Annotated in this window: 22 protein-coding genes; 16 read left to right on the top strand and 6 right to left on the bottom strand. The window is 63.9% G+C overall.

What is annotated here, in order from left to right; translation table 11 throughout:
- Window position 1 precedes the first annotated feature (1 nt).
- Window positions 2-1,372, top strand: a complete 1,371-nt coding sequence (locus FJ979_RS17910; protein ID WP_210241473.1) for a VpsF family polysaccharide biosynthesis protein — start codon at window positions 2-4, stop codon at window positions 1,370-1,372.
- A 111-nt stretch (window positions 1,373-1,483) separates the two neighbouring features.
- Here FJ979_RS17910 and FJ979_RS17905 read toward each other — a convergent pair whose 3' ends face one another.
- Window positions 1,484-2,374, bottom strand: a complete 891-nt coding sequence (locus tag FJ979_RS17905; RefSeq protein ID WP_140521434.1) for a LysR family transcriptional regulator — start codon at window positions 2,372-2,374, stop codon at window positions 1,484-1,486.
- A 103-nt stretch (window positions 2,375-2,477) separates the two neighbouring features.
- Here FJ979_RS17905 and FJ979_RS17900 point away from each other — a divergent pair, with 103 nt between their 5' ends.
- Window positions 2,478-3,347 carry an NmrA/HSCARG family protein gene (locus FJ979_RS17900; protein ID WP_140556369.1) on the top strand — a complete coding sequence of 290 codons (870 nt, stop codon included), beginning with the start codon at window positions 2,478-2,480 and terminating at the stop codon, window positions 3,345-3,347.
- 33 nt (window positions 3,348-3,380) lie between these two features.
- On the opposite strand, the gene FJ979_RS17895 is transcribed toward FJ979_RS17900, so the two are convergent.
- Together FJ979_RS17895 and FJ979_RS17890 are read right to left on the bottom strand one after the other, a co-directional pair.
- Window positions 3,381-4,640, bottom strand: a complete 1,260-nt coding sequence (locus FJ979_RS17895; protein ID WP_140582524.1) for a cellulase family glycosylhydrolase — start codon at window positions 4,638-4,640, stop codon at window positions 3,381-3,383.
- The gene (locus FJ979_RS17890) at window positions 4,637-5,797 is read right to left on the bottom strand and encodes a DUF1972 domain-containing protein (protein ID WP_140556373.1); all 1,161 of its coding nucleotides are present in this window, start codon (window positions 5,795-5,797) and stop codon (window positions 4,637-4,639) included. Before FJ979_RS17890 ends, FJ979_RS17895 begins: the two co-directional genes overlap by 4 nt.
- Before the next feature lie 294 nt (window positions 5,798-6,091).
- On the opposite strand from FJ979_RS17890, the gene FJ979_RS17885 reads away from it, so the two are divergent.
- The 4 genes from FJ979_RS17885 to FJ979_RS17870 all read left to right on the top strand — a co-directional run bounded on the left by FJ979_RS17885 (window position 6,092) and on the right by FJ979_RS17870 (window position 11,092).
- The gene (locus FJ979_RS17885) at window positions 6,092-7,261 is read left to right on the top strand and encodes a glycosyltransferase (RefSeq protein WP_140516153.1); all 1,170 of its coding nucleotides are present in this window, start codon (window positions 6,092-6,094) and stop codon (window positions 7,259-7,261) included.
- Entirely contained in the window at window positions 7,258-8,559 is a 1,302-nt protein-coding gene (locus FJ979_RS17880) for a hypothetical protein (protein ID WP_181181786.1), read from the top strand. Before FJ979_RS17885 ends, FJ979_RS17880 begins: the two co-directional genes overlap by 4 nt.
- Window positions 8,560-9,039: 480 nt before the next feature.
- Window positions 9,040-10,251 (top strand): GNAT family N-acetyltransferase, encoded by a 1,212-nt coding sequence (locus FJ979_RS17875; protein ID WP_140582521.1) that lies wholly within the window; start codon window positions 9,040-9,042, stop codon window positions 10,249-10,251.
- Window positions 10,252-10,273: 22 nt separating this feature from the next.
- Window positions 10,274-11,092 carry a class I SAM-dependent methyltransferase gene (locus FJ979_RS17870; RefSeq protein ID WP_140559831.1) on the top strand — a complete coding sequence of 273 codons (819 nt, stop codon included), beginning with the start codon at window positions 10,274-10,276 and terminating at the stop codon, window positions 11,090-11,092.
- 12 nt (window positions 11,093-11,104) lie between these two features.
- Here FJ979_RS17870 and FJ979_RS17865 read toward each other — a convergent pair whose 3' ends face one another.
- Both FJ979_RS17865 and FJ979_RS17860 read right to left on the bottom strand, forming a co-directional pair.
- A complete protein-coding gene (locus tag FJ979_RS17865) occupies window positions 11,105-12,292 on the bottom strand; it encodes an ATP-grasp domain-containing protein (protein ID WP_140582519.1) in 1,188 nt (395 codons plus the stop codon).
- Window positions 12,293-12,399: 107 nt separating this feature from the next.
- A complete protein-coding gene (locus tag FJ979_RS17860) occupies window positions 12,400-13,665 on the bottom strand; it encodes an NAD(P)/FAD-dependent oxidoreductase (RefSeq protein WP_140582516.1) in 1,266 nt (421 codons plus the stop codon).
- 342 nt (window positions 13,666-14,007) lie between these two features.
- Between FJ979_RS17860 and FJ979_RS17855 the strand changes: the two genes are divergently transcribed.
- The 6 genes from FJ979_RS17855 to FJ979_RS17830 all read left to right on the top strand — a co-directional run bounded on the left by FJ979_RS17855 (window position 14,008) and on the right by FJ979_RS17830 (window position 20,728).
- Complete coding sequence (locus FJ979_RS17855) at window positions 14,008-14,232, top strand: hypothetical protein (RefSeq protein ID WP_140499061.1); 225 nt, start codon at window positions 14,008-14,010, stop codon at window positions 14,230-14,232.
- Between the two features lie 120 nt (window positions 14,233-14,352).
- On the top strand, window positions 14,353-16,839 hold the full coding sequence (ligD, locus tag FJ979_RS17850) for a DNA ligase D (RefSeq protein WP_140499059.1): 2,487 nt from the start codon (window positions 14,353-14,355) through the stop codon (window positions 16,837-16,839).
- Between the two features lie 225 nt (window positions 16,840-17,064).
- The gene (locus tag FJ979_RS17845) at window positions 17,065-17,973 is read left to right on the top strand and encodes a Ku protein (RefSeq protein ID WP_140521443.1); all 909 of its coding nucleotides are present in this window, start codon (window positions 17,065-17,067) and stop codon (window positions 17,971-17,973) included.
- Complete coding sequence (locus FJ979_RS17840; RefSeq protein WP_140582514.1) at window positions 17,970-19,091, top strand: tetratricopeptide repeat protein; 1,122 nt, start codon at window positions 17,970-17,972, stop codon at window positions 19,089-19,091. Before FJ979_RS17845 ends, FJ979_RS17840 begins: the two co-directional genes overlap by 4 nt.
- 214 nt (window positions 19,092-19,305) lie before the next feature.
- Window positions 19,306-19,950 carry an alpha/beta family hydrolase gene (locus FJ979_RS17835; RefSeq protein WP_140521445.1) on the top strand — a complete coding sequence of 215 codons (645 nt, stop codon included), beginning with the start codon at window positions 19,306-19,308 and terminating at the stop codon, window positions 19,948-19,950.
- A gap of 7 nt (window positions 19,951-19,957) precedes the next feature.
- Entirely contained in the window at window positions 19,958-20,728 is a 771-nt protein-coding gene (locus tag FJ979_RS17830; protein ID WP_140499052.1) for an exodeoxyribonuclease III, read from the top strand.
- Window positions 20,729-21,142: 414 nt separating this feature from the next.
- Here FJ979_RS17830 and FJ979_RS17825 read toward each other — a convergent pair whose 3' ends face one another.
- Window positions 21,143-21,640 (bottom strand): hypothetical protein, encoded by a 498-nt coding sequence (locus FJ979_RS17825; protein ID WP_140582511.1) that lies wholly within the window; start codon window positions 21,638-21,640, stop codon window positions 21,143-21,145.
- Between FJ979_RS17825 and FJ979_RS17820 the strand changes: the two genes are divergently transcribed.
- From FJ979_RS17820 to FJ979_RS17805, 4 genes are read left to right on the top strand one after another with little or no spacing between them, the layout of a single operon-like run.
- Window positions 21,623-22,393 carry a hypothetical protein gene (locus FJ979_RS17820; protein WP_140582508.1) on the top strand — a complete coding sequence of 257 codons (771 nt, stop codon included), beginning with the start codon at window positions 21,623-21,625 and terminating at the stop codon, window positions 22,391-22,393. The two genes, FJ979_RS17825 and FJ979_RS17820, sit on opposite strands and share 18 nt — an antisense overlap.
- Complete coding sequence (locus FJ979_RS17815) at window positions 22,390-23,211, top strand: hypothetical protein (protein WP_140582505.1); 822 nt, start codon at window positions 22,390-22,392, stop codon at window positions 23,209-23,211. Before FJ979_RS17820 ends, FJ979_RS17815 begins: the two co-directional genes overlap by 4 nt.
- Window positions 23,208-24,239 (top strand): hypothetical protein, encoded by a 1,032-nt coding sequence (locus FJ979_RS17810; RefSeq protein ID WP_140499046.1) that lies wholly within the window; start codon window positions 23,208-23,210, stop codon window positions 24,237-24,239. The genes FJ979_RS17815 and FJ979_RS17810 overlap by 4 nt, the downstream gene beginning before the upstream one ends.
- A 33-nt stretch (window positions 24,240-24,272) precedes the next feature.
- Window positions 24,273-25,235 carry a hypothetical protein gene (locus FJ979_RS17805; protein ID WP_181168577.1) on the top strand — a complete coding sequence of 321 codons (963 nt, stop codon included), beginning with the start codon at window positions 24,273-24,275 and terminating at the stop codon, window positions 25,233-25,235.
- The last annotated feature ends 70 nt before the right edge of the window (window positions 25,236-25,305 follow it).

Raw genomic sequence — 25,305 nt, 5'->3', positions numbered from 1 at the left:
CATGGCCGCCGTCCGGCCCGCCAGCCCGGCAGCCGGCTGGGCCGCGCCGGGTCAAGCCGCCGCCGCATCCCGCACCGGCAGTTCCATGGACTGGGTGACCCGCTTCGGCCTGGTCGTCACGGTGGCGGTGCTGTTCGCCGTTTCCGGCGGCATGCTATGGCTGGTGGGCTACAATTACGACGGCCTGCTCGGCAGTCCGGCCACCAAGATCCATCCGTCGACCTATCTCCTGGTGCTGGTGTTTGCCTGGCGTTCATGCACGTTCGGCAATCCGGTCGGCTATATGGCTGCCGTTGCCGACCGGCGGCCGGCCAGCGCGCTGATGTCGGTCATCTCGGTCGTGCTCCTGGTGGTGGTCGTCGTCAGGCATCGCCCGGGCATGGCGGGCATGGTCGATACGTTCGTGACGGCGGCGCTGCTGGTGCTGATGCTGGCCGAGGACGACGAACGGACCTTCGCGCGGCTGCAGACGGTCGTTCACGCGGTGATGTCGGCGAATGCGCTGCTGGCGCTGTTCGAGTTCGCGACCAAGACGCTGGTGTTTCCTTATCGGCTCGACGGCGAGGTGTTCACCGACCTGCGCTCGACCGCGCTTCAGGGCCATCCGCTGGCCAATGCCACGATCACCGCGGTCTATGTGCTGGCGCTGCTCTCCGGCTCACGGTCGCTGTCGATGCCGCTGCGGCTTTCGCTGATCGGCCTGCAAACCGCGGCGCTGGTCGCGTTCGGCGGACGTTCGGCGATGGTGATCACGCTCGCGCTCGGCGGCATCTATCTGCTTTTCAGGGGCGTGGCCTATCTGCGGCATGGACGCGTCAGCCTGCTGGGCGCGGCCCTTGCGGTCCTGCTCGCCACGCTGCTGCCGGTGGCGGTCGCCCTTCTCTTTTCCTACGGCTTCTTCGACGCGCTGCTGGAGCGCTTCGTTTCCGACAGCGGCAGCGCCAATGCCCGCGTCGAAATGTTCGACCTCTTCAAGAATCTGGGGCTGGGCGACCTGATCGTGGGGCCTGATATCGATCTGATCGAAAGCATGCGCCGCATCAACGGCCTGGAACAAGGCATCGAGAACCCGATCATACGCATGGTGCTCTATCAGGGCGCCTTCTTTACCCTGCTGATGCTGTTCGGCTTCGTGCTGTTCATGCATGAGGTGGCACGCCGCTGCCATCCCGGCATCTGGCTGCCCATGCTGGGCTGGCTGATCCTGCTCAACACCTCCGAGACCCTCGCCTCCAAGACGACGCTGTTGACCAAATTCGTGGTGCTGGCGCTGGTGCTGTACCGGCCGGCGCGGGCCGTGGCGCGGCAAGAGGCGCAAGCAGTGCGCGCAATTGGAGACGACCGGCGAAGAGCGCAGCCTCTCCGCCGTTAGCGGCTGATCCCCTGTGTTTCGCAAAGACGGATCGCATGTGACATGGGGCTCAGCCATGACGCCGGGAAAGCGCTTCTTAGGACTTTCCACGCCCGAAAGCGGGCACGGTCGTCACCTGCCAATATAGGCAGCCAGTTCGTCGGGCGTCCCGTTTGGGAAGGCCTGTTTTAGAAAGTCCATGAACGCCGACACTCGCGCGCTGAGCAGCCGTCGAGAGGGGTAGAGCGTCCATAGAGCGATCTCGGGGCCGTCGATCTCCCCCCAACTTACCAGTGTGCCGTCAGCCAGGTCGTGGCTCACCAACGAAATGGGAAGACGTGCCGCACCGACGCCGGCCCGCACCGCGTCCCGGACCATGATGAGCGTCGACAAGGCGACGACCGGCTCGATCCTGATCGTTGACCGGCCGCCTTGTGTCTTCACGTGCAATGTCTGCAGATCGCCTGCCCCGCGCGCAACGCCAGGAGCGGCGAGTCCACCGGTCGGGCGAGGAAGGTCGGGGCGAGCCACCACGACCAGGCGATCGCGCAGAAACGCCCGTCCGACCAGGCTTTCGTCGGGATCCGGATTGACCCGGATCACCAGGTCATAGCCTTCCTCGATCATGTCCACGGCCCGGTCCTCGGTCGTGACCTCCAGCCTCACCTCCGGATATTTGAGGGCAAACCCCGCGGCGATCCTTCCCATTGCGGTCTGAGAAAAATGCAAAGGCGCGCTGATCCGCAGCCTCCCCTTGGGTCTCTGACCGCCCGAGGCAATCGCCGAAGCGGTCTCGTCGAGTTCGGCGAGCAACGCTCCCGTCCGCTCGAAGAGCGCCCGTCCTTCTTCGGTGAGCTTGAGGTTACGCGCACCCCGTTCAAACAGGCGCAGATCAAGACTGCTTTCCAGTTCGCCAACGCGCCGGGACAGGGTTGCCTTGGGCCGGCCGGTGGCCCTTGCCGCTTTGCCGAAGCCGCCATGACGGGCAACGAGATTGAAATCGGCGAGGGCAAGGAGGTCCATGTGTGTTCCACCAGTGAGACGACGTGTCTAAAATTTCCGCCTGTTGGGCTGTTAGTGAGCCACACATATTGGAGCTGTCAAGCAATCCAACAGGAGAAATTTCATGACCATTCTCGTTACCGGCGCCACGGGCAACATTGGCCGCCAAGTCGTCGAACATCTCGTCAAGCGCGACGCAGATGTGCGTGCTCTCGTCCGCGATCCGTCGAAAGCCAACTTCCCGGCAGGCGTCTCCGTCGTGCAAGGCGACTTTCTCGATGTCGATTCGCTGCGGAAAGCCATGTCCGGAGTCTCTACTCTGTTCCTCTTGAACGCCGTGGTACCGGACGAATTCACCCAAGCTTTGGTCGCGCTCAACGTCGCCCGATCTGCCGGCATCGAGCGGATCGTCTATCTGTCGGTGGTCCACGCTGACGTCTATGTGAACGTACCCCATTTCGCGGGCAAGTTCGGCGTCGAGCGCATGATCGAGGAGATGGACTTCAAGGCTACGATCTTGCGCCCGGCCTACTTCATCCAGAACGATCTGATGATCGAAGACGTCATCACCGGCCACGGCACCTACCCAATGCCGATCGGCGCCAAGGGGCTCGCCATGATCGACGTGCGTGATATCGCCGAGATCGCCGCCCTCGAGTTGCTGCGCCGCGAACAGTCTTCCGAGCCGCTTGCGCTCGACCGAATCAACCTCGTCGGCCCGGAGACACTGACCGGGACGGATATCGCCGCAATCTGGTCAGAGGTGCTTGGCCGCCCGATCAACTACGGCGGCGACAATACCGAAGGCTTCGAGCAAAATCTCAAGCAGCTCTTGCCCGCCTGGATGGCCTACGACATGCGCCTGATGGGCGAGCGGTTCTTGACCAACGGGATGCTGCCTGAGGCCGGCGACGTCGAGCGCCTGACCGCCTTGCTCGGACGCCCACTGCGCCCATATCGCGACTTCGCCTCGGCGATCGCTGCCTCCGCTTGACGGAAGCAAGGACAAGCAACGGGGATAGGCCGTCTAGCCCGGCATCTCCAGCCCAAGCGCCTCGATCATCGCCGGGTCCAGGGCGCGCGTGGTGTCGTCCATCATGCCCATGCCGTCGAAGAGGGCCCAGAAGGCCCAGGCAAAGCCGAACGACTCTGCGCTTTGCCTGACGTCGGCGATGTAGCGGGCGCGGTCGGGATCGGGCGCGGCGACGTAGCGGGCGTCGGTGCGCAGCGCGCCGAACTCGCCCATGATGATGCGTTCGGGCGCGATGTCATGGCTATCCGCCCAATCGCGCGCCTGGCTAAGGTATCTGTCGATGAACCAGCGGCCGGGCTGGGCGTCAAAATAGACCTTCAGCACGCGCTCGGTTTCCGCGTAGGCGGCTTTCTTGTCCGCTTCGGAGGTTTCGGCGTCCTCGGCCATGCGCGCCCGCACCGAAGCTAGCGTCGCCTCGAGCGAACCGGCCGAGGCGGGCCACGGCACGTTGTTGAGCGAACGGTAGACGGGTTCGCTCATCCACGGCGCGCCCTGGTGGCTGAACAGGTAGGGCTCATAGAAGTGGAAGGTGAACAGGATCGGTTCGAAGCGCGAGAGCGGCGCCGGATCGAGCGCGGTCAGCCCGCTCACCATGGAGCCGCAGCCACCGGTCACGACCAGCGGCAGGGTAACGGACGATGCCCTGGCTTCGGTCAGGAGCGCGAACTGGACCTGCGACCAGACGTTGGACTCGCAGGATTGCTGCGGCTCGTTGACCGGCTCCAGCGCGACCTTGCCCGATGGAAACCGCGCCAGCCGGCCGGCAAGCTCGCCGATCAGCGTCCGATAGAGATCGAAGGCGGGCGCGGCAGTGCTGGAGACCATGCGGTGCGGATTCCAATAGTGGGTCGCGCTATTGGCCTGCACGTTGACGATGATGCCGAGGTCGGCGTCGAGGGCGGCGGTGACGGCCCGATCGAGCATCGCCAGCAAACGGCCGCGCGTGCCGGCATCGCCGGCCAGGAACGGGCCGGGATCGACCGGCAGGCGGATGAAATCGAGACCCGTCGCGCGCAGCCTGCGCAGATCGGCCGCCGTCGGGACCGGCCGCTGCTGGAATGGAGGCCAGTCGTAGTCGGTACGGGGTGCGGGGAATTCGCGCGTCAGCGAAAACCAGGGGAAGGCGTTGACGCCGCGCCGGAAGCGCCATTCGCCGGTGGCGGCCAGGCTGGACGACACGGGAGAAAGCGGCGCGAACAACGCCGCCGTGGACAGCGCCGCTCCGAGAACCCGCCGGCGCGACCACGTCGTCATGCGTGCGAGGGATGGTCGACCGGAACGGCCTCGCCGGCGACGACGCCGAGCAGCCGGAAGGCTTCATTCTCATAGGCCAGCAGCACGTCTTCCCAGCGGAAGGCTTCGCGGGCGCGCGCCCTGGCGGCCTCACCGCAACTCTCGACCAGGGCGTCGTCTTCGATGGCCCGATCGATCCGGCCGGCGCAAGTGCCGGTATCGGTGAAATAGAGGGCGGCGGCGCCCGCGGTCCACCTGTTGTAGGGATTGTCGTGGGCGATCACCATGTTGCCGGCCGCCAGCGCCTCGACCAATGACGGGTTGGTGCCGCCGACCGTGTGGCCATGCATATAGGCGCGCGCGTGGTACCGCAGCGCCTTCACGGTCGCCTGGTCATAGATGGCCCCGGGCAGGACCACCGAGCCGTTCGCGGCCTTGCGGATGGCGGCGTGATAGGGGATTTCATCCGAGAGCGTTCCAAGCACCACCAGCTTCATGTCGCGCTTTTTGCTGCAAAAGGCCTCGACGATCGGCAGGATGTTGTTGTCGGGCTCGATGCGTGCGATCGAGATCAGGTACTTTCCAGGTTCGAGCCCGAGCGCCCTGACCGGTGCCTCCGGCGCCGTCGTCACCGGATCGCCGCCATAGGGGATGGTGACGATCGCGCTGCGCGGCCGGCGTGTCGCCAAATGATCGGCGATGACAGGATGATCGGCGACGAGGCGATGCGAGGTCCAGGCGCCGATCCATTCGTTGAGCCAGAACCAGCTTCGCGCCGACAGGCCCCATTTGGGGCGGCGCCATTCGATGCCGTCCATGTTGGTCATGATCTTGCGCCGCATCAGCCTGAGCCAGGTCAGGAAAAGCGCGCCATTGTAACCCAGCACGAGGCACACGCCGGGCCGCCGCACGGCATCGCGCACGCATTGCCAGTCGAATTCCAGCGTCGCGCGCGGACCTTTCGAGGCGACCTGGATGTGGATGAGTTCGATGCCGCGCCAAGTTTCGCTGCGCACCCTGTGCTCGACACGCTCGACTTCGTCCTGGCAGTAAACGCCGACCCTCCAGCCGCGTCCGGCGAGGAAAAGCGCCAGCTTCTCGGCGAAGGTTTCAAAACCGCCGTGGGCCGCGGGTATGCCGCGCGTTCCCAGGATCAGGATGGAGGGCTTTGATGTCATGGCCGACGGGACTTTCCGGAATGTTCATTGCACCAGAACCCACCCTGCGACTTCCAGCCGGGCAAGAGTGGGAGCAACTGTCGCAGAACGTCGTAAAAAATTCTTACCAAACGCCGGAGTTGTTTCATTATCGGTCAACTTTCCGGGCGTATCTGTATCGAAACGAGGCGTTGCTGGGGTTCCTCGGCCTAACCGCCTGGGAAAGCGGACCGGGCATGATTCTTGCCCCTGGACTTCGGCAGCCATCCGCCTCGCGCGATGCTGGATGGGGTATGAACCTGGCGGGATATTAAGATGCGGATTGCCTGCGTTCATCAGGGCTACGAACTCTATGGCTCCGACCGAAGCTTCGCGGAAAGCGTCGCAGCCCTGCGCGCCGCGTTTCCGTCCGCCGACATCGAAGTCGTGCTGCCGCGCAGCGGGCCGATCGTGCAGATCCTCGAACCGCATGCCAGCCGGATCGTCTTCGAGCCGCTCTGGGTGTTGCGGCGCCAAGCCATCCTGCGCCTCGCGACCGTCGAGATGGCGCGCCTGCCGCTGGCCTTATGGCGGGCATGGCGACGTTTGAGGCAATGCGATCTGGTCTATGTCAACACCTCGATCGTGGCCGACTATGCGCTGGCCGCCCGCCTGCTGCCTCACAAGGCTGTCCTGCATATCCACGAGATCCCCGAAGGTTTCATGCGCACGATCCTGGTCGCCTTGATGCGCTGGAGCCATGCCGACCTGATCTTCAATTCACGCGCCACGCGCGCCGCTTTCGGCATTGCCGGACGTTCACGCACGCATGTGGTCTATAATGGCGTTGCCGGCCCGCCTGCGGTCGAGCCGATGCACTATGACGGCAGCCGGCCGTTGCGGGTGCTGCTGCTCGGCCGCATCAACAGGATCAAGGGCCAGGAGGTGCTGCTCGAGGCGGTCGCCTCGATGCCGCCGGAATTGCGCTCGCGCATAGAAGTGCGGCTGGTGGGCGGCGCTTTCGAAAGCACCGAGCGCGAACTGGCCTTGGCCGAGCTGGTGAACACCATGGGATTGGCCGATCGCGTCAGCGTGCTGCCGTTCATATCGGACCCCTCGCAACACTACCGCTGGGCCGACATCGTCACCGTTCCGTCGCGGCGCCCGGAATCGCTGGGCCGCGTCGCCATCGAGGCGATGGCCTATGGTCGGCCGCCACTGGTATCGGCGATCGGCGGGCTGGTCGAGGTGGTCAGCGACGGGGAGACCGGCTGGCATGTTCCGCCGAACAACGCCGCCGCCCTTGCCGCGAAATTGCAGGCGATCATCCTGCGGCCCGAGGCCTGGCGCGGTTTTATTGCCGCCGGCCGTGCGCGCTACGAGACAGTCTTCAGCGAACCGGTCGCAGCGGCCGCGATCGCGGCGATCGCCGCCGACAAGCTGAAAGTGACGATGGCGAGGCCGGGCAGGCCGGCAACCGCCCGCCAGGCGGAGACCCGGCCGTGAAATTCCCGGTCCATCTGCTGCGACGCCTCGTGCTGATGGTCGGCGGCGAGGCGATGCAGAGCGGCTTTCACTTTGCCCTCAACATCGCGCTGCTGCACATACTGTCGGCGCAAGGTTACGGTCTCTTCGCCATCGGCATGGTGCTGGGCGGCGTCGGCCTGTCGTACATCCGCTCGCTCACTGCCGTCCCCGCCTCGATATGGATGGGCAAGAGCACCAACAGTGCCGGCGTCGATGCCCATGACGTGGCCTTCGGAACAGCGGCTTTGGTAGTGTCGCTGCTGATGGCGGTCGGCACGGCGATCCTGATGCATCTGCTGGGCGATCCGAGCGGCATCGCCGCGGGCTGCTTCGTCGGCGCATGGTCGCTGCGCAGCCACATGCGCACGGCATTGTTCGCTCGGCGCCAGCAGGTGATCGTCTCCATCAGCGACGCCGCTTTCACGATCACCGGCATCATCCTGACCGGACTGACCATGTGGTTGGCGAAGGACGCGCTGCAAACCGTGTTCTATGCGCTTGCGGCCGCAAATCTACTCGGCATCGTCGTCCTGGTTCGGCTGGCGCGCCGCACACCTCGCATCAGCTTCCGCATGCCGACGCGCCGCCGCTATACAAGGCTCTGGCCGCAGCTGCGCTGGTCGGCGTTCAGCGCGACCACCACGAACATCCAGGGTCAATGCCTGGCCCTGCTGGTCGCGGGCATTGCCGGACCCGCCGCTTACGCACCGCTGGCGGCGGTCCTCGTGCTGTTTGCCCCACTACGCATCATCAGCCTTGCTCTCTTCAACATGACGCAGCCGGAGCTGGCGAAGCTGATGCGTAACAACGAAACAAGCCGTGTCTGGGCGCAAGCGAAGATCTGGTCGCTGGTCATGGGGATCGGTGGCCTCGTCTATGGATGTGCCATCCTATTCGTCCTGCCGATGATAAAATCCCAGGCCCTCCAGGATGCCTCGGTCGGATTCATCGGACTTTTCGTGATCGCGAATTTCATCCCGGTCATGCTTTATGTCATGCCTCGCATCATCCTTGAGGTCCTCGGTGATTTCCGGACCGTCGCGTTCATCACGACCGGTGGCGCAATAATCGGGCTGACGCTGATCGCAATCCTGCTGGCAATCGCGCCTCCGCCGTGGTCGCTGTTGGGTTCCGCGGTCTCCGAAATCTTCGTCCTTGCGGCGTCATGGTATTTCGCACGTCACCGCATATGGAACATCGAGCACCCGGACCAGCAGCGCGACAGCTGGTTGGGCGGGTGGCGGCGGTCGGTCCCGTTCGCCCCGGTAAAACGGTAGCAGAGACCGGTGGCAGGCGAGGCAGTGAGGGTGTAACGGACGCACGCGGCGGGAAGGCCCCGTTTGTCGTCGGCGTGGTCTCACGAATGGCCCCGACGTGGCACGACCGATCGGTGCAATTTCTGAGTGTCCATCAACGCACCGTTCATGCTTTGATGCTAGCGATCGACCTGAGCGCAAGTGCCCAACGTCTCACCGGGCCTCATGGCAGGTCGACGAGCTGGGCACGCGGGCAAAGGTTCGACTAGTTCGGCCATCGGCCGGTAGGCGAAAGCAACGAACATAATGGCGCCAAAGGTCTGGTCCTGACCGAACTTTGCCGTGGTTTACGATGCGGGGGTATCGCAAGCGCTGCCATTGGTCCGCAACCATGGCTTTCGTGCGCTCCAACGCACGGCTGCCCGGAGCGGTCCTGAGTTGGCGGGGTTTACACTGCTTGCGTGGACGATGTTTATGGCCGGCCGGGAGGACAGGAGAAGCATGTGGCAAGCCACGGGAACGGCTCCCAAGACGGATCTATCCGATGGGTTATTGTCCCCGACTGCCGCCAGCGCCGGTACAGCCGCGCGCTTCAAAGCCCGGCTGCACACCAGCCTCGACACTGTAAAGCCGCTCTGGCTGCGATTTCAGGCCGATGGCGTGTGCACCGCGCATCAGCATTATGCGTGGGTCGAGGGGATCGCCAAACGGCTGATGCCCAAAGGCGCGGAACTGCTTGTCGTCGAGGTCAACGACGCCGCCACGGGCGCGCCGGTCATGCTTTTGCCGCTGATGCGGCGCCGGGCGCTGGGCCACTCCGTGATCGAATGGTTGAGCTGCGGCGTCTGCGATTATTCGGCACCGCTGCTGGCGGATGATAGGGCTTGGACCAGGCAAGGCGCCGACGCCGCATGGGCGGCAGTCCGCGCCGTGCTGCCACCGGCGGATCGCATCCATATCTTGGGAATCCCGCAACAGATCCAACGAGTCGCCAATCCTCTGGCGCTGCTTTCGGCGGCGCACGATTCCCTCCAGATCACCTCCGGCCTAATCCTGCACGGCGAACCGGAAACGCTTATCAAGCGCATCTGCAGGCCCTCCTTCGCCAAGAGCTTTCACAAGCATTGCCGCCGCCTCGAAAAGCGCGGCGGCCTGAGCCTGGTCGAGGCCGACACGCCGGCGCTGACGGAAACGCTCTTTGACACGCTCCTTGAACTGCGACTGAAGCGGTTTCGCGAGCTCGGCCGTTTCGACCTTTTGACGCAGGAGCCCGTCGTCGACTTCTACCGAGATGCCGCGCTGCATGGCCTTTCCGACGGCTCGGTGCGCATCTTCGGATTGCGCGGAGGGGAAGCCTGGCTCGCCGTCATCTATGTACTGGTCAGGAAAGGCACGCTCCATACCCTGTTGCTTGGGATCGACCAGAATGCCATTGCCCCGCCGGGACTGACGACATTTGGCAAGCTGATGATGTGGGGGCGCGGGCACGGGTTCGACTATTTCGACCTTTCGGTCGGCAGCCAGGGCTATAAGGAGCACATCGGCGCCGCCAGTTCGGTGCTGGCGGAACTGTGCCAGTCGATGACACTGCGGGGATGGGGCGCCACCGCCTACATTTCGCTGCGCTGCCGGATCGAGCTTTTCATTCGCTCCAAACCGCGGCTGCTCAAGGCCGGCCAAGGCCTGGTGCGCGGCCTGCGCCGCTTGCGCTGACAGGCAACCGAGCTGATCCGCAATGAACCGTAAAACGTACAGCATCGATTTGCAGGACCGGTCGAGAGGACGCATCGCGAGGGCGCTGCGGTTCGTCCGGCAGCAAGGAATCCTCGAACCGTTCCGGCTCGTGCGACGGCATGGCCTTGGTGACAGCGGCCGCTTCGTCGCACGCAACATCCGCCATCTCGTTGCCGACCGGCTGGCGCGCCAGTGGGATCGCGACAATGGCGTCGACACGGCGGGTTCGATCCGGCTCGACGCGCTCGATGTCGTCGGACCGCACCGGGACCAGGGCAATGAATGCGTCTGCACGTCGCCCAGATCCTTCGCCTTCATCATGGACAGGCTGACGGACGATCTTGCAGACTACACCTTCATCGATATCGGTTCGGGCAAGTCGCGCACGCTCCTGCTGGCCTCGCACTACCCGTTCGCCGCGATTGTCGGTGTGGAGTTCGCGCGGGAGCTCGTCGCAATCGCCCGGCGCAACATCGAGCGATACAAGAGCCCGGCCCAGAAATGCCGCCAGATTGCAGTTATCGAAGCGGATGCCGCGACGTATGAGTTCCCGCCGACGCCGCTGCTGGTCTATTTCTACAATCCCTTTTCCAGGGACGTGTTCGAAATCGTGCTGGGCAATCTCATGTCGTCGCTGGAACGGCACCCGCGGCCCTGCCTCGTCGTTTACGGCAGTTCGAGCCACAGGGCCATCGAATGGGCGAAGCCCGCCATCCACGATGCCGGGTCTTTCCACCAACGCGTGACGCCGCCCATGCCGCGTTTCCTCGACGCGGTGCGGACCATCGATTACGCGATCTTCGACTACCGGCCATCATAAAGGGCGATTTTGTCAGGGCCGGCGGCCGGCCGGGTTCAGCAGCCGTTTCGTCAGCACCCGCCATGCCGTCAGCGGCAGTTCGATCAGCCCCGGCAGCAGATCGTTTGAGGCGAACGCCGCCCAGGATCGAACCGTCGCGAAGGAGTTGACATAGGCCGCGATGCCAAGCCTGCCGCCCAGCATCAGCGTCACGGATGAAACAGCGTCGCGGGCCAGATACATCCATGCCGTTCCCGGGCGAGCGGTAGCGGCTGCGGTGGCCCGGCCGTTCACTGTCTCCCACAGCATCGCGCCCAGGTCGACGCCGGCAGGCGCGCAAAGTCCGAACCACGACCAGGGGCGCGGATTGACGTCGAGAAGCTTGAGCGTGCCGTCGCGACAATCGTGCTTGAATTCGACCTCGACCAGGCCGCTATGGCCGATCGACGACAGCAATGTGCGCGCGGCAGCGACGGCGCGGGGCTCGTCGACGATCTCGACGAAGGTGCTGGTATAGCCGAAGTCGACCGGATACTGCCGCGAGCGGCGCGCGGTGAACTCCGCGATCGGCTTGCCCTCGTTCCAGAGCGCGGCGTAAGAGAATTGGCTTTCTCCCCCGCCCGGCACGCGCTCCTGCACGACGACGTTTTGGCCGCCGACCTGTTCGGCCGCGTCGCGATAGGCGGCAAGAAACGAGGCCCTGTCGTCGGCCTGGACGACCTTGGCCCTGGCGATGCGGGTGTTGCCGCCGCCCATGTGAGGCTTGAGAACGACCGGAAAAACCATGTCCAGGGATGAGGCCTGCGCCATGGATGCGATGTCATAGGTCCTTGGAATGGACAGCCGCAACTCGGTTGCCCGCCTGTAGAGGAGAGGCTTGTCGCAGACCCACTGCAACGCATCCCAGGAAGGCAGCAAGATCTTATAGATCGCCGACAGGGCGGCGAGGTTTTCCGAGACCAGGCGAACCTCTGGATCGGCGGCCGGGATCAGGAGGCATCCCTCCAGCCGGTGTTTAGGCGCCGCTTCCAGCAGAAACGGCAGTGCCCGCTCATCGTTTGGGCCGGGCCAGCGGATGGTGGCTCCGACAAATCGCGACCAGCCCGGCAGCGGCGAATCATTGGTGATGTAGGTGAGGGGCACTTTTTGCGCGCCGAGGCTGCGCGCCAGGGCAAGCGTGCCGTGCGCGCCCCCAAGAAACACTGCGCCTGACGTCGCCAAGCCTACATCCTCACATGCTGTCCGGCACGGCCGGTTGCCCAGCTCTTCCGCTTTGACAGGCGAGAGCCCCGCCTGATCGCGCTGATACATGGCGGGGCCCGCGATGCTCAACGCGGCTTCGGGCCGGCGGGAACCGAGGCTTCGCCCAGTCTCACGGTGGAGCGCCGTGCGTTCTGCCCCTTGCTTCTGGCAGTGCGTATGAAACGGGTGACGGCCTGCGCCGCATACGGGGTGGCGGCGGTGAAACGCATCAACGGGCCAAAACTCGCGACCGCGCTGGCGCCGACAAAATGCAGGCCGGGAATGTTCGATTCCAGTCCCGTGGAAAGGACAGGCGATCCGTCGCGGCAGGCGATCGCATCGAGGAAATCGGGGGCGAAGAGCCCGAGCTTGCCGATGTCTATGCGATAGCCGGTCGCGAGCAGGACGTGATCGTAAGCGGTCGAGCCGTTCTCGAACCGCAAGTCTAGTCCGGAGTTGCTGGCGGAGGCGCCGACGATCACGCGGCCGGCCTTGACCTTGATGCCGCCGAAGTCCGGCCGCAGCCAGCCTGACGCGCCGGCCCTGAGGCCACGCGCATTGACCCAGCGTCGCGCCGCCGCCGGCAAACCATGCACGAGACCCGGCGCCTCGATCAGCCAGGACAGCGGGAACGGGCCGACGCGCGAGGGCGACGCCAGGAGTTCCTCGGCGGCGCCGAGCACATTGCGGCCCCGGCTGCTGGACGGCGCGCCCAGCCAATGGATGTCGCCCCGGCAGACGAGTTCGACGTCGGCTCCCGCCTTTCTCAGCAGGACGGCGGATTCGCAGGCGCTCTGTCCGCGTCCGACAACGGCGACATGCTTGCCGGCAAAGGCTTCGAATCCAATGTGCGCGCTGGTGTGGCTGACCAGTTCGGAGGGCAGGCCGGTGAAGGCGGCGGGCACCAGTTCCTGGTTCTTCAGGCCCATGGCGACGACGACGCGGCCGGCGCGAACCGCATCGCCGTCGGCAAGGATCAGCCGGAATCCCGCATTGGTCCGTTCGACACGGCTCACCATGCGCGTGTCGAGATCCGGAACCGCCTGAGCCTGAACCCACATTCCATAGTCGACGAAATCTTGCCGCAGTAATGGCTCGCGCAATTGGACGCGCTGGCCGCTGGCGTAGGAATCGAGGGAGAGCGGGCCGTTCGGGTTGCCGATAAAGGTTGCGCGCCAGGGCGAGCGAAGCCGCATGCCCCGAGGCATGTTCTCGCGCCAAAAGCCCATCGGGCTGCCAAAGGCAAGCACGTCTACATCAGCTGCCCTGAGCGCCGTGGCGACGCCAAGTCCGAAAGGTCCGGCGCCGACAACAGCCACTTCACAGTCATTGCTTCGCACGGAAGCGGTCATGAACCTTGTTCTCCTGGATGGCCGCGCCATCCCCGCGCCGCTCTGACGCATTGGCGCCGCGGCCGGAGCCCGCCCTATTCCTAGGCGCGCCGAGGTTAACAATGCGGAAAGCAGAAGCGCCGAGCCGCCTCGGCGCATATGCCAAACAAGATGTCATATTGTTCCAGCCCACAGGTTCGCGGACATAATCGAGCCGATGCCGTCGGCTATGCTTGCGTCTTGCAGGGAAGCCGCCGCGGCGAGGAAATTGACACCCGCGCCGCTCTCCGCCATCCTTGGGGCCAGTCGCCGGACCGCGAAGAGCGGTCGAGTTCCGTGTCAGGGCGACCGAGGGCGAAGCGCATGTCCAGTGCCGTGAACAGCCAGAACTCCAAGCGTGCCGCGGTGCGCAAGGCGCTCGACCGCCACAAGGTCTACATCACCGCGCAGAGTTTTTCAGGCGGCACCTATAGGGCGCGCGTGCTGGTCGATGGCGAGGCCTACTGGGTCGACGAATTCCGCTTGAGCCAGCTGCGGCAGGGCCTGTCGCCCGCTGAGCTCGAACTGACGCCGGCGGCCGACGATTGAGCGTGGTGACTGGTTGGCAGCGACGTTTCGGCTAGTCACCCTGATACATGCCGCATCGGACCGTTCGAGCAGGCATGGCGCTCTGTTGTTGCAATTGGCTGGCTTGCGACGGTCGATGCCATGACGACGCCCTCCAAGCTCAAACCTTACCGCGCCAAGCGCGAATTCTCGAAGACGCCGGAACCGGCGGGTGGGTTGATCGCCGAGGAGGGCAACCGCTTCGTCGTCCACAAGCACCATGCCACGGCGGATCACTACGACCTGCGCCTTGAGGTCGGCGGCGTGCTGAAGAGCTGGGCGGTGCCGCGCGGACCTTCGCTCAATCCGGCCGACAAAAGGCTGGCGGTCGAGACCGAGGACCATCCGCTCGAATATATCGACTTCGAGGGCGTCATTCCCGAAGGCGAGTATGGCGGCGGGCCGATGATCGTCTGGGACACGGGCAGCTGGGCGCCGATGGAGGATGTCGAGAAGAGCTTGCGCACCGGCGCCTTCAAGTTCCGGCTGGCCGGGAAAAAGCTCAATGGCGGCTGGATGTTGACCAGGCTGAAGCCGAAGCCCGGCGAAGAGGAGGGCAAGAAGAATTGGCTTCTGTTTAAGGAGCGCGATCTCGCTTCCAATCCCACGCTCGACATCCTCGAAGAGCGGCCGGAGAGCGTGAAATCCGGCCGCCGTATCGAGGAGCTGGTGGCGCCGCCGCCGGCCAAGGCTGCGCCAAGGCCCGGCACGCTGAAGCCCGGCGCCTTGCCCGGCGCGGTCAAGGCCTCTCCCGCCGCCCGCATAGAGCCGCAGCTGGCGACACAGGTGCCGAAACCGCCGGGCGGTGACGATCCTGGCGACCGCACCGGCGAGTCCTGGCTGCATGAGATCAAGTTCGACGGCTACCGCACCATGGCGCATCTGACAGGTGGCGAGGTCAGGCTGATCACCCGCGGCGGCATCGACTGGACCAAGCGTTATGGCGATCTGCCGCATGCCTTCGCCAAGCTGCCGTGCCGGGAGGCCATCATCGACGGCGAGATCGTCGTGCTCGACGGCAAGGGCATTTCCCGCTTCGCGCTTCTGCAGGACGCGCTGGCGGAGGGCGCCGGCAGCAAGCTGCATTTCTACGCCTTCGATCTCCTGCATCTCGACGGCTGGGATTTGCGCAAGGCGCCGCTGGAAAGGCGCAAGGCGCTGCTGGCCGAACTGCTCGCCGGCCTGCGCGCCAACTCCGCGATCCAGTACAGCGATCACGTGGGCGGCGACGGGCAGGGGCTTTACGACCAGGCCTCGGAGCTTGGCCTGGAAGGCGTCGTCTCCAAGCGCGCAACCGCGACCTACCAGAGCGGCCGCACGAAGAGCTGGACCAAGACGAAGGCGCTGCAAACCGGCGATTTTGTCATCGCCGGCTACACCGTTTCGGATGCAGCCGAGGGGCTGGCGGCGCTTGGCCTTGCCGAATTCGAGGACGGCGAGCTTCACTATCGCGGCAAGGTCGGCACCGGCTTCGACGCCGAGACCGCGGCCGATCTTCTGGCCCGGCTGGAGCCGCTCACATCAGGCGCCATGGCGCCCGAAGGCGCGCCGCGCGAAATCATGCGCGAGATGCATTGGGTGAAGCCGCTGTTTTCAGCCCATATCCATTACGCCAACCGCACGGCGGACAATGCTCTGCGCCATGCGGTGTTTCGCGGCCTCAGGGATGTCGGCCTCTCGACGCCGGTTTCGGCCAAGCGCAAGCGGCTGATCGCGGAGGCTGACCTCGCCACGATCTGGGTAACCAACCCGACCAGGCGCCTGTTCGGCAAGACCGGGCCGACCAAACTCGACATCGCCGTCTACTACGCGCTGGTCGGAGATTTCATGCTGCCGCATATTCTAGGGCGTCCAGTGTCGCTGGTGCGCTGCCCGACCGGCCTGCCGAAGGACTGCTTCTTCCAGCGCCATGCCTTCACCGGCATGCCGCCTTCGGTTGCCACCTTCGAGGCGACCAATTCCGAGGGTGAGACCAAATCCTACCTCTCGGTCGAGGGCGCAAAGGGCTATCTGGCGCTGGCGCAGTTCGGCGTGGTCGAGTTCCACACCTGGGGTACGCATCGCACCAGCCTCGACAGGCCCGACCAGATCGTCTTCGATCTCGATCCGGGCGAAGGGATCTCCTGGCGCGAAGTGGTGGAGGCCGCGGTGCACATCAAGGGCGAACTGGAGAGGCTGGGGCTGGTCCCCTTCGCCAAAACCTCGGGCGGCAAGGGCATCCATATCACCGTGCCGGTGACCGCCAGGCAGAACTGGAAGACGCTGCACCAGGCGACCAGCGCTATTTCCACGCATCTGGCGGCAAGCGCGCCTGACACCTTCACCACCACAATGGGCAAGGACAACCGCAAGAAGCGCATCTTCATCGACTATCACCGCAACGCGCGCGGCCACACCTCCGCCGCACCCTATTCGCTGCGCGCCCGCACCAACCTGCCGGCCTCGACGCCGGTGAGCTGGGCGGATCTGGAGACGATCGACGCGCCGCAGGACCTGAACTATGCGTCGCTGCCGGGACTCTTGGAAACGTCGGGCGATCCGTGGGCTGAGATCGACGAGTTTGCTCGGGATTTGCCCACGTTCAAATAAATTGGTTTCCTCTCCCCCGCTTCGCGGGGGCGAGGAAACCCAAGTCCATCGACGCTTTTGACAATTTGAATTATTCTCTACTCGCGGCCCTTCCGGCGTCCTAAAACATTTCGTCAGGATTTGCCGGTAAGGTGCGGGGTCGGTGTAGGATTTGCGCAGCCTTGTTCGTCCTTCGGACGAAAGCGCTGCGAAAAGTTTCAGTGCATGGCCGCGTAGGAGTTCATCATGGCGCCCAGGGCAAGTTGGAAAGGTTACCTCAAGCTCAGTCTGGTGAGCTGTCCGGTGCGGCTATACCCCGCCACCAGCGCCAGCGAGCGCATCTCGTTCAACCAGTTGCACAAGAAGACTCACAACCGCATCAACATGAAGCCGGTCGATCCGGAACTCGGACTGGTCGAGCGTTCGGACCTGGTCAAGGGCTACGAGTACGAGGACAAGCAGTACATCATCATCGACGATAGCGACCTCGACGCGGTGCGCATCGAATCCAACCACACGATGAACATCGAGGCCTTCGTCGACGAGGACGAGGTCGACGTCATCTACCAGGACGCGCCCTATTACATGGCGCCGGACGGCGCGATGGCGGAGGAGACTTTCGCCGTGCTGCGCGAAGCCATGCGCAAATCCGGCAAGCTGGCGATCGCGCGGCTAGTCCTGTCCAGCCGCGAGCGCGTGGTGACGATCGGCGCGCGCGAAAACGGCATGTTCGTGTGCACGTTGAGGAACCCGAACGAAGTGCGCGGCACGGCTGAATATTTCGGCAATATCCCTGCCGGCAACCCGGATCCTGAAATGCTGCAACTCGCCGAAGCGCTGATCAAGCAGAAGGAAACCACCTTCGATCCGAAGAACTACGAGGATCGCTACGAGATCGCGCTGATGGCGATGATCCGCGAGAAGCTGAAGGGCCACAAGCCTATCATCGCGGCGGCACCCGAGCGCGGCAACGTCATCAATTTGATGGATGCGCTGAAGGCGAGCCTGTCGCAGTCGCAGTCGAAGCCGCCGGCCAAGTCGAAGAGCAAGGCCGACGAGAAGCCCGCCGCCAAGGCCAAGACGGCCGCGGGCGGCGCTGCTGAAAATCCGCTGAAAGCCAACCTGCTGAAGGCGGTCGGCAAGAGCAAGAAGTGACGGCACCAGCCGGCGCTATATTCGGCACGATCGGCGCGCTGGCGGCGTTTCCGCTCAGGCTGGCGGCGCGCGAGGTCGCGCGCCAGCATGGCGAACTCAGGCGCGGTGTCATCCGGCGCACCACGCATGTCGTGTTCGGTCGCGGTCTGCTGCTCAAGGCCGGGCTGGTCAAAGCCGGGCTCACGAAGACCGGCGATGTCGAGGTCGAACGCCGCGTCGCCGCCGAGCGCGGCGCCGGGCGCACATTGCTCAGCGAGAACGGTTTTCTGCGCCTGCTCGGACTGATGAAGGCGCCTGAGGCCTCCTCGCTGTCGCGGCAATCGCTGATCGATCAGTCGCAGCTATCCGGCGCCGACCTCGATCTCTTGTCGCTGTTCGATGCCTTCGAACATGACTCGGAACCCTATTCCTTCCGCGACCTGATCCTGGCGCGCAAATATGCCGGGCTGGTCGCCGGCGGCGCGACATGGGGCGCGATCGCGCGCTCGGTGCATCGTTCCGGCCCGGTGGCTTCGCTCACCGCCAAGTCGCTCGCGGTCGGCTCGGCATCCGGGCGGCCCGATGCGATCTATCTGGATGGCGGCGAGAGCGAGCTCGACGGGCAATTGCTGTTCGATCTCGGCGCCTCCGACGACGATCCGCTGGAAGAGCTGTTCGCCGAGGCCGAAGCGGCGGAGGAGGGCGGCGACCATGATGGTGCCGCCGCGCTCTACCGGCGCTGCCTTGCAATCGATCCAGGCGACGCGATCGCCGCCTTCAACCGCGCCAACTGCCTGCGCGCCGGCGGCCACCCGGCGGAAGCGGCCCATGACTATGCGCGCGCGATCAAGCTCGATCCGGCTTTCGTCGAGGCCTGGTTCAATCTCGCCGGGCTGATGAGCGAGGAGGGCAAGACGGCGTCGGCGCGAAGGCACTTGTGGAAGGCGATCGCGCTCGACGGCAATTACGCCGATCCGGTTTTCAATCTCGCCCGGCTCGAATTCGACGCCGGCAATTTGCTGGAAGCGCGGCGGCTGTGGGCGCGGTATCTGGAGCTCGACGCGGAGTCGGAGTGGGCTGGAGTTGCGGCCAAGGGCGTGCAGTTCGTGGACATGCAGCTGGCGAAATCGGCGGGGTAAAGCTCTCCCGTTTTGGGAGAAGGTGGATCGGCGCGCAGCGCCGAGACGGTTGAGGGGTGCGTGTCGGAATGAGGCGTTTGCGTTTCCTGGAACACCCGTGATCCGGCCGAGCTTCGCGAGACCACCCCCGGGGCGAGCCAACGGTCTCGCCCGCCCTTCGGGTCCCACAAGGGGAGAAGGGGTCACCAACGCCGAGCCACGGGAGCCCTATTCCATGACCACCTTCCTCTTCGACGGCGACGACACAGCTCCCGTCACCATCCTGCTCGCGCATGGCGCTGGCGCGTCGATGGATTCTCCTTCGATGACCGCCACCGCCAAGGCGCTGGCGGCAGTAGGCTTTCAGGTCGCGCGGTTCGAGTTCCACTATATGGCGTCCCGCCGCTATGGCCACCGCAAGCCGCCGCCGCGCGCCGAGACAGTGAACCCGGAATACATCAAGGCGATCGCCGACCTCAGGGCGAGGGGCGTGACCGGGACGTTGATCATCGGCGGCAAATCGATGGGCGGTCGCGTCGCCTCGATGGTGGCGGACGAGATGTTTGCCAGGGGCGAAATCTCGGGCCTGCTTTGCCTCGGCTATCCCTTCCACCCGCCCGGCAAGCCCGAGCAGTTGCGGACCAAGCATCTGGCCGGGTTGACGATACCGACGCTGATCTTCCAGGGCACGCGCGACGAGTTCGGCACGCCCGACGAGATTGCCGGCTATGGGCTCTCCGACAGCATCGAGGTCGTATGGTTGGAGGATGGCGATCACGATCTGAAGCCGCGCAAGAGCATCTCGGGGTTTTCGACCGCCGATCATCTGAAGACGCTGGCCGAAACGGTGAAGGCTTGGACGGGCAAGCTCGTCTCTTGACCCGCCGATGAAAATCGCCTCCTTCAACATCAATAACGTCAACAGCCGACTGAAGAATCTGCTGACCTGGCTGGCGGCGGCAAGACCCGATGTCGTCTGCCTGCAGGAGTTGAAGGCGCGCGATATGCAGTTTCCGCGCACTGCCCTAGCCGATGCCGGCTACGGCGCGGTGTGGAAGGGGGAGCCGACCTGGAACGGCGTCGCCATACTGGCGCGGGGCGCCGAGCCGGTGCTGACGCGCGATGTGCTGCCCGGCGACGATGCCGACAGGCAGAGCCGCTACATCGAGGCGGCGGTGAACGGAATCGTCATCGGCTGCCTGTACGCGCCGAACGGCAACCCGCAGCCGGGGCCGAAATTTCAGTACAAACTCGCCTGGCACGCACGGTTGGCGGCGCATGCCGAACAGTTGCTCGACACCGGTCTGCCGGTGGTGCTGGCGGGCGACTACAACATCGTGCCCGAGCCGCGCGATATCTATGCCACGCGCTCCTACGACGATAACGCGCTGGTACAGCCGGAAAGCCGGGCAGCCTTTGCGGCGCTCATCGAGCAAGGCTGGACGGACGCACTGCGCAAGGTGTACCCCAAAGAGACGCTCTACACCTTCTGGGATTACCGGCGGAACCGCTGGCCGCGCGATGCGGGCTTGCGGCTCGACCATATCCTCCTGTCGAAGAAGCTCGCCCGCAAGCTCAAGGCTGCCGGCATCGACCGCGACGTGCGCGGTGAGGACGGCGCCAGCGACCACGCGCCGGTGTGGGTGGAGTTGCGGTGAGGGGCGGCGTTTGGCGAAGCAGAATGCCCGCTCTCTTTTTCTCCGCCCTTCGGCGACAGCGACCATACAGTATACGGCGCAGAGTAAAATACGGCTCCCTAGCAGTAGACAGTCATTCTGATGGAATTGCCGTGCTTTTGCGTCCGCAAAAGCTCCACTTTCGATTGGGCGAAACTCGTTGAAGAATCCGAAGCTTACCGCTAGCCTCGGTACGGGTGGTCGGAAGAGTGTACGTGGGGTGGAATGTTCGGGTCACTGGAAAAGCTCAAGCAACGGCTATTGCGGCCGCCGCATGCCTATAGGCCGACGACAGAGTCATTCCCCGACATCGACGTCCAGCGCATTGCAACGGATATGCGGCTTGCGGAGAAAGGCGAGAAGCGGGGCAGCGAGAACCTGCCTCAAAGCGACGACCTACCTTACGATGCCGTTGAAAACGATGTCATCGAATTGGTCGGAGCCGCCCAGAAACAATCCCACGATCATCTGGAGAACCAACTTGCGGGGTTCAGGCAGCGTCTCATCGACCTCGACTTTGAATCGCGCTTTGCCAATATAAAAGCGGCATCCACGGCTGGTCTCTCCGACTTGAAAGCCGAATTGCAGATGGGGATCGATGATCTGCATGGGCTGCGGCGCGATCTGAAGGAGGCAGAGTCCTGGCATCGTGATTTCAAGGATCAGAACGGGCTTCGCCGGCCCTGCAAGAAGACCACGGCCATCGGTACCACGTTGAAATGGCTCTTTGTGGTGGCGCTGGTGATGGCAGAGCTCGTCATCAATGGCGAACTGCTTGCAAAGCGAAACGAGCTCGGGCTGGTCGGCGGCATCGTCGAGGCGCTGATCTTCGCGATTCTCAATGTCGGCGTCGCGCTGATGTTCGCCCTCTATGGCGTGCGCGAGATCGCGCATCGCTCGATTTTCCGTAAGTTTGTCGGCATTCTCGCCATCGCGGCCTATATCGGCGCAGCGATTGCCATCAATCTTGGTCTGGCGCATTACCGCGAGGTTGCCGGAACGATCGCGACCAATGGCGACGAGGTGATGCGACGCTTGCTAAGCGCGCCATTCGCGCTGAACGAATTTCGCTCCTGGATACTCTTCTTCCTCGGTGTGATGTTTTCACTCTTTGCCCTGATCGATGGGCTCAGCATGCGTGACACTTATCCAGGCTACGCCACGGTTGATCACCGGCTTGACGAGGCGCGGGCAAATTATCGAAACAAGCGGCAAGGCCTGATCGGCGAGCTTTCCGATGTTCGCAGTGGTTATGAGGACGAACTCGCCGATGCGCGCGCCGACCTCAGCAAGCAGCGGACAGAACACGATGCGATCGTGGCCCATCGCTCTCGGTTGGTTGGGCTGTTCGACGCCCACCAAGCTCAGCTTGAACGTGCGGCAAACAGCCTGTTCCGAATCTACAGGGACGCCAATATCGCTGTACGCACGACACCCGCGCCGGAGCGCTTTTCGCGGCCATACCAACTCGGCCGCATCGGCGTCCAGTATTTCCGCGACGGGGAATGGAACAGCGACGAATTGCAAGCTTCCATCAAGGATGCGCAAGGCGACCTCGACAAGATGCTGGTCGCCTTGGGTGAACAGTTCGAGGCTGCGTTGAAGCAGTATCGCGAACTGGATGTGCTGGTGCCTGAAGCCCAATGAGCGGTCGACGGTCCCGGCGCTCGCCTTCCCACCTTGTCAACTGGGGCTGGATTATTCTATTCGCGCTCGGCCTCATTGCCGCCGCGATAGGCTTTACCTACGTCTATGTCTCGGCGCGCTCGCAACTCGTCGAACTTGACGATCGGCTTTGCCCGGTCGTCGGAGCTGCGTCGCAAACCATCATCCTGATCGATACCACGGATGCAATCGCTGACGTCACCAAACTGAACATCCAGACCCTGCTGCGCGATACCGCCTCCGGCATCCAGCGCGGTGGCTTGCTCGAGATCAGGGCCCTTACATCAGCGGTACCCTATACGAAAGAACTCTTCTCGCTGTGCAACCCCGGCAATGGCGGCGACCTCAGTGCTTTCACCGGCAATGCGGCGCTGGCGCGAGAGCGTTGGCAAGCGGGATTCGGCCAGCCGCTGCTGGTTGCGCTTGAAAAAGCGGTCGAGGCAAACAAGGCCGACAGCTCGCCGATCATGGCCGGCATTCAGTCGATAGCCGTCAGCCATCTGGTCGCCCAGAAAACGCGTGCGGTCCCCTCGCGGCTGATTGTCGTTTCGGACATGTTCGAGAATACCGAATTCTTCTCTCACTACCGCGGCGCCACAGATTTCGATGCCTTCAAAAAGTCGCCCGCGGCAAACCGCTTCGCTACGGATCTCGCTGGCAGCGATGTGTCGATCTGGCTCATACGCCGGGCGAAGTCGCCCGTCGACAGCGTCGCGTCGATTGCATTCTGGCAGCAGTGGATTGATTACAATCACGGCGTTTTCAGCTCTGCCAAGTCGTTGCAAGGAGTTGAAGGGTGAGGCGGCCGCGCGTGGCCAGCCGGCAGTTGGACGCTGCGGCGCCACTGGTCTTTATCGTTTTTACCGGCCTGGGCGCCGCCTACATAGTCGTGGCCAAATCGCTTTCCGTGTCGGCATTCGTCGTTACCTTCGTGCCGATCGCGCTGATGATGGGCTACGCGGCGATGATCATGATCGCGCGCGGGCTCCGGCTGCGCGACGACCAAACCGGGGACAACTTCTACTATATGGGCTTCATCTTCACGCTCACCAGCCTCGCCGTTTCGCTTTACCAGTATGGAGGCGGTGGCGCAGTCGACGAGATCGTGCGCAATTTCGGCATCGCGGTTGCCTCCACCATCGCCGGCATTGCATTTCGCATCGTCTTCAATCAGCTCCGACGCGACCCCATGGAAGTGGAACGCGTGTCACGTCTCGAGCTCGCAGAAGCATCCCGCAAGGTGCGCCGGGAACTCGATGGCATCCTGAGCGAGATGAACCATTTCCAACGCTCCAACCAGCAGATGCTGCAAGAGGGCTATCACGAGATACGAACGCAAGTGGAAACCTCGGCGAAATCCCTGGTCCAGTCTCTGGACCTGCTCGCCAAGGAAGCTTCCGAGCACATCAGGGCATCCTCGCTGGCGATGCAGAGCGGAATAGACACCAAGGAGCTGCGGGGCGGCATCGACCAGACAGCCAAGGCAGTTCACGATATCAACGCCATCCTGACCAGCGCCAGCACGCAGATTGCGACCGCGACACAGATGATGGCCGACAAGCTCGCTGGCATGTCGACACCCGACAAGGTCATCGAGGTTCGGCTGGAGCCGGTCGTGGCCGGTTTGCAGCGGGCGATCGAAACCGCCATGAGCGATTTCTCTTCCCGTCTTGGCGATGTGGCGGAGCTTCGGCGCGGGCTGGAACAGTCCACGGCGGAAGCGCTTCGGGCCAGCGATGTGCTCGACAAACTTGCGGCGACATTTGAGGGTTATGATCGAGCGCCGACGCGGCAGGGTCTATTCAGACGGCTCTGGCGTGGCGGCTAAAGCGCGTTGCATGGTCAGTGTGGGACGATGCCGATGAAGATGCCTTCCTCGCTTATCGCCGAAGGGGAACGCGGCCATCGCCGAGGCGTGGTGCTTGGGCTCACAATGGCCGAGCTTCTCCTCCTTCTGCTTTTCTGCCTCCTTCTGGTCTCGGCCAGCATCGCACAGCGAAAGGATGAGAGGATCGCCGAGCTGCAGGCCTCCGCGAACCTGGACATCACGGTGAGCCAGCTTGCCGACATGCGTGCCGAACTGGCGCGCCTGCAGGCGCTGTTTCCAAAAGCGGCGCTTCCGTTGCCGCCAGCCAACTGGACCGAGCTCGTGGCGGCCAAAGCGGTGATCGACGGGCTTACGGAAAAGGGCATCGATGCCGCGCCGACGTCAGATCCGACGCTGCGGAAATTGCTGCTCGAAATCAGCGAAGCCAAAGCCGCCGACCCCCGTCTGCTGGACCGACTTGAAAAGACGCTCTCGGCCTCCAACGACAGGAGCGCGGACGCTGAATCGTCGATGCAGTGGCCGCCGATGATAACGTTGAGCGACGACGGCTATACATTTGAACGTGGCAGCGCTGCTCTCACCGACGCGTTCCGGGCTCGTTTGCAGACCAAGGTCACGGACGACGTTCTGTCTTTGCTGACACGCTACAAAGTCGATGTCGTCGAGATCGTCGGTCACACGGATGAGCAGAAAATCAATCCGGCCAAGCCGTCCAACCTCGATGCGGTTGCGATCTCGGCGATGAACGGAGCCAGCGCTATCAGCGATTTGACCCCGGCCGACAATGCGGGGCTGGGGCTCTCGCGCGCTATCGCGGTAGCGAACGCGCTGATCCAGACGGGACGGCTGGGCAGTGTGAAGATCATTCCGTTGTCAGCGGCACAGCTCGTAATGCCGGGAGACATTATCGCCGACGGCAGCCACGTTGGCGATGTTCGGGAACGCCGGCGTATCGAGATTCGGGTACGACGGTCCTCGGACGGCGGCACCAATTAACGCGGTGATCGCGCGATTCAGCCTGCTTGGCGGTATCGACAACGACGCCCTTGTTTTTGACCGCAGCGCT

Source organism: Mesorhizobium sp. B1-1-6, assembly GCF_006443035.1.
Taxonomy (GTDB): domain Bacteria; phylum Pseudomonadota; class Alphaproteobacteria; order Rhizobiales; family Rhizobiaceae; genus Mesorhizobium.
The sequence above is the reverse complement of the archived record's forward strand: the minus strand, read 5'-3'. Positions and strand labels throughout refer to the sequence as shown.

Bases quoted from the DNA above. Each gene is read 5' to 3' on its own strand.
- FJ979_RS17825 (WP_140582511.1), bottom strand. From the start codon at position 21,640: ATGCGCGATCTCGCGCACGCCATAGAGGGCGAACATCAGCGCGACGCC.
- FJ979_RS17910 (WP_210241473.1), top strand. From the start codon at position 2: ATGGCCGCCGTCCGGCCCGCCAGCCCGGCAGCCGGCTGGGCCGCGCCG.
- FJ979_RS17900 (WP_140556369.1), top strand. From the start codon at position 2,478: ATGACCATTCTCGTTACCGGCGCCACGGGCAACATTGGCCGCCAAGTC.
- ligD (WP_140499059.1), top strand. From the start codon at position 14,353: ATGACGACGCCCTCCAAGCTCAAACCTTACCGCGCCAAGCGCGAATTC.
- FJ979_RS17895 (WP_140582524.1), bottom strand. From the start codon at position 4,640: ATGACGACGTGGTCGCGCCGGCGGGTTCTCGGAGCGGCGCTGTCCACG.
- FJ979_RS17875 (WP_140582521.1), top strand. From the start codon at position 9,040: ATGTGGCAAGCCACGGGAACGGCTCCCAAGACGGATCTATCCGATGGG.
- FJ979_RS17845 (WP_140521443.1), top strand. From the start codon at position 17,065: ATGGCGCCCAGGGCAAGTTGGAAAGGTTACCTCAAGCTCAGTCTGGTG.
- FJ979_RS17870 (WP_140559831.1), top strand. From the start codon at position 10,274: ATGAACCGTAAAACGTACAGCATCGATTTGCAGGACCGGTCGAGAGGA.
- FJ979_RS17830 (WP_140499052.1), top strand. From the start codon at position 19,958: ATGAAAATCGCCTCCTTCAACATCAATAACGTCAACAGCCGACTGAAG.
- FJ979_RS17890 (WP_140556373.1), bottom strand. From the start codon at position 5,797: ATGACATCAAAGCCCTCCATCCTGATCCTGGGAACGCGCGGCATACCC.
- FJ979_RS17885 (WP_140516153.1), top strand. From the start codon at position 6,092: ATGCGGATTGCCTGCGTTCATCAGGGCTACGAACTCTATGGCTCCGAC.
- FJ979_RS17855 (WP_140499061.1), top strand. From the start codon at position 14,008: ATGTCCAGTGCCGTGAACAGCCAGAACTCCAAGCGTGCCGCGGTGCGC.
- FJ979_RS17805 (WP_181168577.1), top strand. From the start codon at position 24,273: ATGAAGATGCCTTCCTCGCTTATCGCCGAAGGGGAACGCGGCCATCGC.
- FJ979_RS17815 (WP_140582505.1), top strand. From the start codon at position 22,390: ATGAGCGGTCGACGGTCCCGGCGCTCGCCTTCCCACCTTGTCAACTGG.
- FJ979_RS17835 (WP_140521445.1), top strand. From the start codon at position 19,306: ATGACCACCTTCCTCTTCGACGGCGACGACACAGCTCCCGTCACCATC.
- FJ979_RS17905 (WP_140521434.1), bottom strand. From the start codon at position 2,374: ATGGACCTCCTTGCCCTCGCCGATTTCAATCTCGTTGCCCGTCATGGC.
- FJ979_RS17860 (WP_140582516.1), bottom strand. From the start codon at position 13,665: ATGACCGCTTCCGTGCGAAGCAATGACTGTGAAGTGGCTGTTGTCGGC.